Below are 6582 nucleotides of genomic sequence, written 5' to 3'. Positions count from 1 at the left end.
ATCGGCCTCGCGCGCCTGCCGCCAGGCCGGCGCGGCGTGCGATTCCTGCAGGCGATGCAAGGCCGCATCCAGGCGCGGCAGGACCGCGCTGTCTGCGTTGGGCGCGTACACCAGGTCGCGCAGATCCGTGGGCGTGGCGGGGTCGACCGCGGCGGGCAGGGGTTCCGGCGGCGGCGGCGCGTCCGCTGCGATGAAGCGCACGTCGAGGCGGTCGCCGGCGCCGCGCACGAACAGGAACTGGTCGCCTTCGGGGGCGCGTTGCTCGACGATGCTGCGTGCCAGGGGCGCGAGCAGATGCTGTTCGATCGCGCGGCGCAGCGGCCGCGCGCCCAGGTCCGGAGTGAAGCCGCGGTCAAGCAGGAACTCGATCGCCGACGGCTCCCATTCCACCGCCCAGGCGCGATTGCGCAGGCCGCGCCGGGTCAGCGTGCGATCCAGTTCCTTGTGCAGGATCTCGCGCATCAGCGCCCGATCCAGCGGGTTGAACAGCACCACTTTGTCGAGCCGGTTGACGAACTCGCGGCGGAAGGTCTCGTACACCGCCTTTTCCACCGCGTTGCGCGAGTAGCCGCCGGCGACGGTGGCGAAGCCGGGGCCGGCGCCGCGGGCCAGCGTGGCGCCGACGTTGCTGGTGAGAATGATGATGCTGTGGCGGAAGTCGGCGGTGTTGCCGTTGCGGTCGCTCAGGCGGGCGTCGTCGAACACCTGCAGGAACAGGTCCCAGACCTTGGGGTGGGCCTTCTCGAACTCGTCCAGCAGCACCACCGAGAACGGCTGCTCGCGGATGCGCGCGATCAGCGTGCGCTGCCCGGCGCTGTCGTCGCCGGTGAGCCGGTACAGCGCGTCCTCGCCCTGGAACTCGCTCATGTCCAGGCGCAGCAGGCGCTCGGGAGTGCCGAACAGCAGTTCGCCCAGTGCCTTGGCCAATTCGGTCTTGCCGGTGCCGGTCGGGCCGGCGAACAGGAACACGCCGATCGGGCGGCGGCTGTCGATCAGCCCGGCCTTGAGCATGGCGATGCGGTCGAGCAGGGTCTCCACCGCCTCGTCCTGGCCCAGCACGCGCTTGCGGAAGAAACGGCGCAGCGTCTCCAGTTCCAGCCGTTGGCGATCGTCGATCACCTCCAGCGGCAGCCCGCTGCGCCTGGCCACCGCCTGCAGCAGGGCATCGTCGTCCAGCGGCAGGCGTGCGTCGTCGCCGTCCTTCGCGGCCTGCAGGGTCTCGTCGAGCAGTTGCAGCAGGCGGCCGGGTTCGTGCTGATCGGGGAAGTACTGCGCGGCGAGGCGTTCGGCTTCGGCCAGGGCGCGCGCGTCGATCACCTCGGTCTGCAGCGCCTGCGCCTGGGCCTGCGCCCACTGTGCGCCGATCTGCGCCAGCGCGGTGGACGCGGCCGGTGCCAGCGTCACCACTTCGAAGCGCGAACGCGTGGTCGGCCGCGCCACCTGCAGTTGTGCCAGCTGCCGCGGCGTGATCTCGCCGATCAGGCGCAACTCACCGCGCTCCAGCGCCGGCAGCACCAGATCGAGGATGCCGCGCGGATCGCGCGAATGCGCGCCCTTGTGCAGCAGGTCGTAGAAGTCCGGCGCGCGCCACAGGGCGCGCTCGCGGTGCAGCACCGCCAGCATCTCGCGGATGCGTCCCTCCAGTTCGCCGATGTAGCTCTGCCCCGCCAGGATCTCCGCGGCGGAGGCCTCGAACACACGCCAGCCTTCGCCGAGCAGGCGTTCGCTGAGCAGGTCGATCAGCACGCTCTTGCCCACGCCGTGCTCGCCGACCAGCAGCACCGGCTGCGGAGGCGTGGTCACCACGTGCTCGTAGGCGCGCTGCAAGGCCGCGTCCAGCCCCGGGTGGCGCAGGCGCAGGCGCGCCGGCACCGCGGCGACGACACGGCCGAAGCCGCCGAGCACGCGCTGCTCGCGACGCTGCTTGCGTGCGTCGTGCAGGCGCTGCAGGAACGGCTCCAGCACGGGTTCCTTGAACTGCGCCAGGGTGTCGCCGAGTGCGGTCAGCGCTGCATCGTCGAGTTCGTCGAAATCCACCGGGCGGTCCGCCGGGGCCTTGCTTGCGGCCCACTGCAGATAGGCGCGCAGGCGTTGCCGGAACGGGACGACGTTCCACCACCAGTCGCGTGCGTGGCGCAGCAGCGCGTGCAGATGGTCGGCATCCGGCAGGCGCTGCAGGTAGTCGAACAGGAAGCTCAGCGGATACGAGCCCAGGTGCGGGAGCACGTCCAGGACCGCGTCCGCATCCGGGGGGCGGCGTTGCGCCAAGGCCTGCGCTGCCATGCACGGCAGCACGTAGCCTGGGCTGCCCAGCGCCTCGACCAGTTCCTGATGGGAGAACTCCGCGCCCGCCAGCAGCGCCACGCCGTGCTGGAACTGCGGAATCTGTGCCAGATCGGCAGGGCTGTGGATCTGCTCGTCCTGTGCTTCCACCTGCTGGCGCAGCCGCTGCAGATGCTGCGCCGGGGTCTCCTGCGTTGCCTCGGGCGCGGCGTGGTGGTTGTCGCTGGCGTCGGTCGCCGGTGCAGGCCGCTGCGCGGAGGCGCTGCGCCCGAGAGGGCGCGCCAGATGCAACAGCACCGCACCGACGACCACGCCGATGGCGAAAAGGGCAAATTCCATCATCGTCGCCTCAGTCCCGGATGCCGCGACGGCCGCTGCGCGGATGTGGCGCCTGCATGGCACCTGGGATGGTGCAGCGGACCGGGGGGCGTGACGACGTTCGCGAGCGTGGCTGCATGCGTTCCCTCGTTGGATGTAGCCGTCGCGGACGCGTGCGGCCTGTGCTGGTGTGCGCGGCCCCGTTCGCGACGGAGCGGGGCGGCGCGTTCGCCGTCGAGTATAGAAGTCCGTGCTTCCTCCAGGCGACAGCGTCGCTGCGCAATGCGACACCGATCGGACTGCAGCGACAGGCGGGCTGCCTGACGCACCAGCGCCTCCCGTTGGTGGCGCCTGCCCACTATCCTGTCGCGATGACCCAACGCGCCACCCGTCTGCTGCGCCTGCTCGACGCCCTGCGCGGGCGACGCCGGCCCGTGGCCGGGGCGCAGCTCGCTGCCGATCTGGGAGTGAGCCTGCGCACGCTGTACCGCGACATCGCCAGCCTGCGCGGGCAGGGCGCCGACATCCTCGGCGACCCGGGCGTGGGCTACGTGCTGCGCCCGGGCTTCCTGCTGCCGGAGTTGAACTTCAGCGAGGACGAGCTGGAAGCGCTGACCCTGGGCGCGCGCTGGGTGGCGAGCCAGGCCGATCCGGAACTGGCGCAGGCCGCGCAGCGCGCCATCACCCGGATCGGGGCGTCGCTGCCGGCGCCGTTGCGGCTGGCGCTGGAGACCAGCGGATTGCTGGTGCCCGCGGCCACGCCCGCGCAGCCGGCGGCACCGTGGCTGCCGGTGCTGCGTCGTGGCATCCGTCTGGAGCACGTGCTGCACATGGACTACGCCGATGCCGGCGGCGTCGCCTCGCAACGGCGCATCTGGCCGTTCGCGATGGCCTTCCTGGGCGGTTTCGGCATGATCGCGGCGTGGTGCGAACTGCGCGGCGATTTCCGCCATTTCCGTGCCGACCGGGTGTTGGCGCTGCGCGACGACAGCGAACGCTACCCGACGCGGCGGCATCTGCTGATCCGGCGCTGGCGCGCCGCCACCGGACACGGCGTCGGCTCCTGACAGCAGGTGTCAGCAGGGCACGCGCAGACTGCGTGGCGTCCACCACGGAGTCCGACCATGACCCACGATCTTGTGCTCTACACCCACCCCATGTCGCGCGGCCGCATCGCGCGCTGGATGCTCGAAGAAACCGGCCTGCCGTACCGCGCGCAGATCCTCGACTACGGCACCGGGATGAAGGCGCCGGCGTATCTGGCGATCAACCCGATGGGCAAGGTGCCGGCGCTGGTCCACGGCACCACCACCGTCACCGAGAACGCGGCGATCTGCGCCTACCTGGCCGACCTGGTGCCGGAGCGGCAACTGGCGCCGCCGCTTGGATCGCCGGCGCGTGGCGATTACTACCGCTGGCTGTTCCTGCTGGCCGGCCCGGCCGAGGCGTTCCTGACCGCCAAGCAGCACGGCACGCTGGCCCCGGCGCACAGCGCGGGCTACGGCCATGGCGAGGATCTGCTGGACATGCTGGAGCAGGGCGTCGCCGGTCGCGAGCACCTGGCCGGCGATCGCTTCAGTGCGGCCGACCTGTATGTCGCCGCGTTCCTCGGCTTCTACACGCGCATCGGTGTGCTGCAGGCACGGCCGGCGTTTGTCGCCTTCGTGCAGCGGCACATGGCGCGGCCGGCGGCGCAGCGGGCCGCGGCCATCGACGATGCGTTGCTGGCGGCGCATCCCAACCCGTTCATGCCGCGCCCGAACGCCGTGCCGGCGAGCGCTTAGCGGGATGTGGGATGACTGGTGGTTGGGTGTGCCGTGCGGGCGGACCCTCACCCCAACCCCTCTCCCGATGGGAGAGGGGCTTGCAGCCTTTCCTTCTCCCACTGGGAGAAGGTGCCCCGAAGGGGCGGGTGAGGGTACGGGCGCAGCCTCGTGCGTCCTGACACTGCGAGACGCTTCGCGCCGGACCCTCACCCCAATCCCTCTCCCGGTGGGAGAGGGGCTAAATCGCAGGCCGCCTACAGCAGCGACTTGAGCCGGTACAGCGCTTCCAGCGCCTGCTTGGGCGTGAGTTCGTCCGGATCCAGCGCAGCCAATGCTTCCTGCGCGGCGGAGGGCGTGGCCGCGAACAGGCCGAACTGCTGCGGCGCGTCCAGCGCCTGCGGCGCCATCTGCGAGGCGTGGCTCTCGCCGCCGCGTTGTTCCAGTTCCGCCAGGCGTCGCCGCGCCTGCGCCACGCTGGCCTTGGGCAGGCCGGCCAGCGCCGCCACCTGCAGGCCGAAGCTGCGGTTGGCCGGGCCGTCCTTGACCGCATGCATGAACACCAGGCGGTCGCCGTGCTCGACCGCGTCCAGATGCACGTTGGCGATGCCGCTGGCGCCGCCTTCGACCGATTCGTCGGCCAGCGCGGTCAGCTCGAAATAGTGCGTGGCGAACAGCGTGTAGCAGCGGTTGTGGTGGGCAAGGTGACGCGCCACCGCGTCGGCCAGGGCCAGGCCGTCGTAGGTGGAGGTGCCGCGGCCGATCTCGTCCATCAGCACCAGCGACTGCGCGGTGGCGTGGTGCAGGATGTAGCTGGTCTCGGCCATCTCGACCATGAAGGTCGACTGGCCGCGCGCCAGGTCGTCGCCGGCGCCGATGCGGGTGAGGATGCGGTCGATCGGGCCGATCACCGCGCGTCGCGCCGGCACGTAGCTGCCGATGTGCGCGAGCAGCACGATCAGCGCGTTCTGGCGCATGTAGGTCGATTTGCCGCCCATGTTCGGGCCGGTGATCACCAGCATGCGGCGGTCGGGGTGCAGGTCCAGGTCGTTCGGTTCGAACGGCTGCTCGCGCACCGCTTCCACCACCGGGTGGCGGCCGCGTTCGATGCGCAGGCACGCACCGGTCTCCAGTTCCGGCTGGGTCCAGTCCAGCGCCTGCGCGCGTTCGGCGAAGCCGGCCAGCACGTCCAGTTCGCTGAGCGCGGCGGCGGCGCGCTTGAGCGGTTCCAGGCGCTCGCCCAGCGTGTCCAGCAACCCTTCGTAGAGCAGCTTCTCGCGCGACAGCGCGCGCTCGCGCGCCGACAGCACCTTGTCCTCGAAGTTCTTCAGTTCCTCGGTGATGTAGCGTTCGGCGTTGGTCAGGGTCTGGCGCCGGCTGTAATGCACCGGCGCCTTGTCGGCCTGGCCCTTGCTGATCTCGATGTAGTAGCCATGCACGCGGTTGTAGCCGACCTTCAGCGTGGCGATGCCGCTGTTGGCGCGTTCGCGCGCTTCCAGGTCGATCAGGAACTGGTCGGCGTTGGTGCTGAGCCGGCGCAGTTCGTCCAGTTCGGCGTCGTAGTCGGCGGCGATGACGCCGCCGTCGCTGAGCTTGAGCGGCGGCTGCTCGGCGATCGCCGACGCCAGCAGGTGCGCGATCTCGTCGTGCTGGCCCAGCTCCGCCGCCAGCGCGGCCAGCCGCGGCGAATCCAGCGGTGCCAGGACCGCGCGCACCTTCGGCAGCAGGCCCAGGCCGTCGCGCAGCGTGGAGAAGTCGCGCGGGCGTGCCGAGCGCAGGGCGACGCGGGTGAGGATGCGTTCGACGTCGCCGAGCGCGCGGAACGCCTCGCGCAGGTCGGCGTCGGCGCCGCGGTCGATCAGCGTGCCGACCGCATGGTGGCGCTGCACCAGCACCTCGCGCAGGCGCAGCGGGCGGTGCAGCCAGCGCCGCAGCAGGCGCCCGCCCATCGGCGTGACCGTGCTGTCGAGCACGCCGAGCAGGGTGTTGCGGGTGTCGCCATCGACGCGCGTGTCCAGCTCCAGGTGGCGGCGGGTGGCCGCGTTCATCGCGATCGCCTCGCCGGCGGTCTCCATCGCGATCGCGGTCAGGTGCGGCAGGCGCTGTTTCTGGGTTTCCTCCACGTAGCCGAGCAGGGCGCCGGCGGCGGCGGTCGCGCGAGGCTTGTCGTCGATGCCGAAGCCGCTCAGATCGTGCAACTGGAAGAACGCCAGCAACT

The 6582-nt window shown here is 71.2% G+C and carries 4 protein-coding genes; 2 read left to right on the top strand and 2 right to left on the bottom strand.

Annotation, left to right across the window (positions count from 1 at the left end):
- Positions 1–2622: AAA family ATPase (locus tag D180_RS21685; RefSeq protein WP_232760623.1), on the bottom strand; the 2622-nt coding region annotated here is incomplete at its 3' end.
- A gap of 350 nt (positions 2623–2972) precedes the next feature.
- Here D180_RS21685 and D180_RS21680 point away from each other — a divergent pair.
- Both D180_RS21680 and D180_RS21675 read left to right on the top strand, forming a co-directional pair.
- Positions 2973–3668 carry a YafY family protein gene (locus D180_RS21680; protein ID WP_017907930.1) on the top strand — a complete coding sequence of 232 codons (696 nt, stop codon included), beginning with the start codon at positions 2973–2975 and terminating at the stop codon, positions 3666–3668.
- 57 nt (positions 3669–3725) lie between these two features.
- On the top strand, positions 3726–4385 hold the full coding sequence (locus tag D180_RS21675) for a glutathione S-transferase family protein (RefSeq protein WP_043091526.1): 660 nt from the start codon (positions 3726–3728) through the stop codon (positions 4383–4385).
- Between the two features lie 236 nt (positions 4386–4621).
- Here the strand turns inward: D180_RS21675 and mutS are convergent.
- The coding region (gene mutS / locus D180_RS21670) for a DNA mismatch repair protein MutS (protein ID WP_017914424.1) at positions 4622–6582 on the bottom strand (1961 nt) is incomplete at its 5' end.

The sequence above is a fragment of the Xanthomonas sp. SHU 166 genome (genome assembly GCF_000364685.1).
Classification (GTDB): Bacteria; Pseudomonadota; Gammaproteobacteria; order Xanthomonadales; family Xanthomonadaceae; genus Xanthomonas_A; species Xanthomonas_A sontii.
The sequence above is the reverse complement of the archived record's forward strand: the minus strand, read 5'-3'. Positions and strand labels throughout refer to the sequence as shown.

Bases quoted from the DNA above. Each gene is read 5' to 3' on its own strand.
- D180_RS21680 (WP_017907930.1), top strand. From the start codon at position 2,973: ATGACCCAACGCGCCACCCGTCTGCTGCGCCTGCTCGACGCCCTGCGC.
- D180_RS21675 (WP_043091526.1), top strand. From the start codon at position 3,726: ATGACCCACGATCTTGTGCTCTACACCCACCCCATGTCGCGCGGCCGC.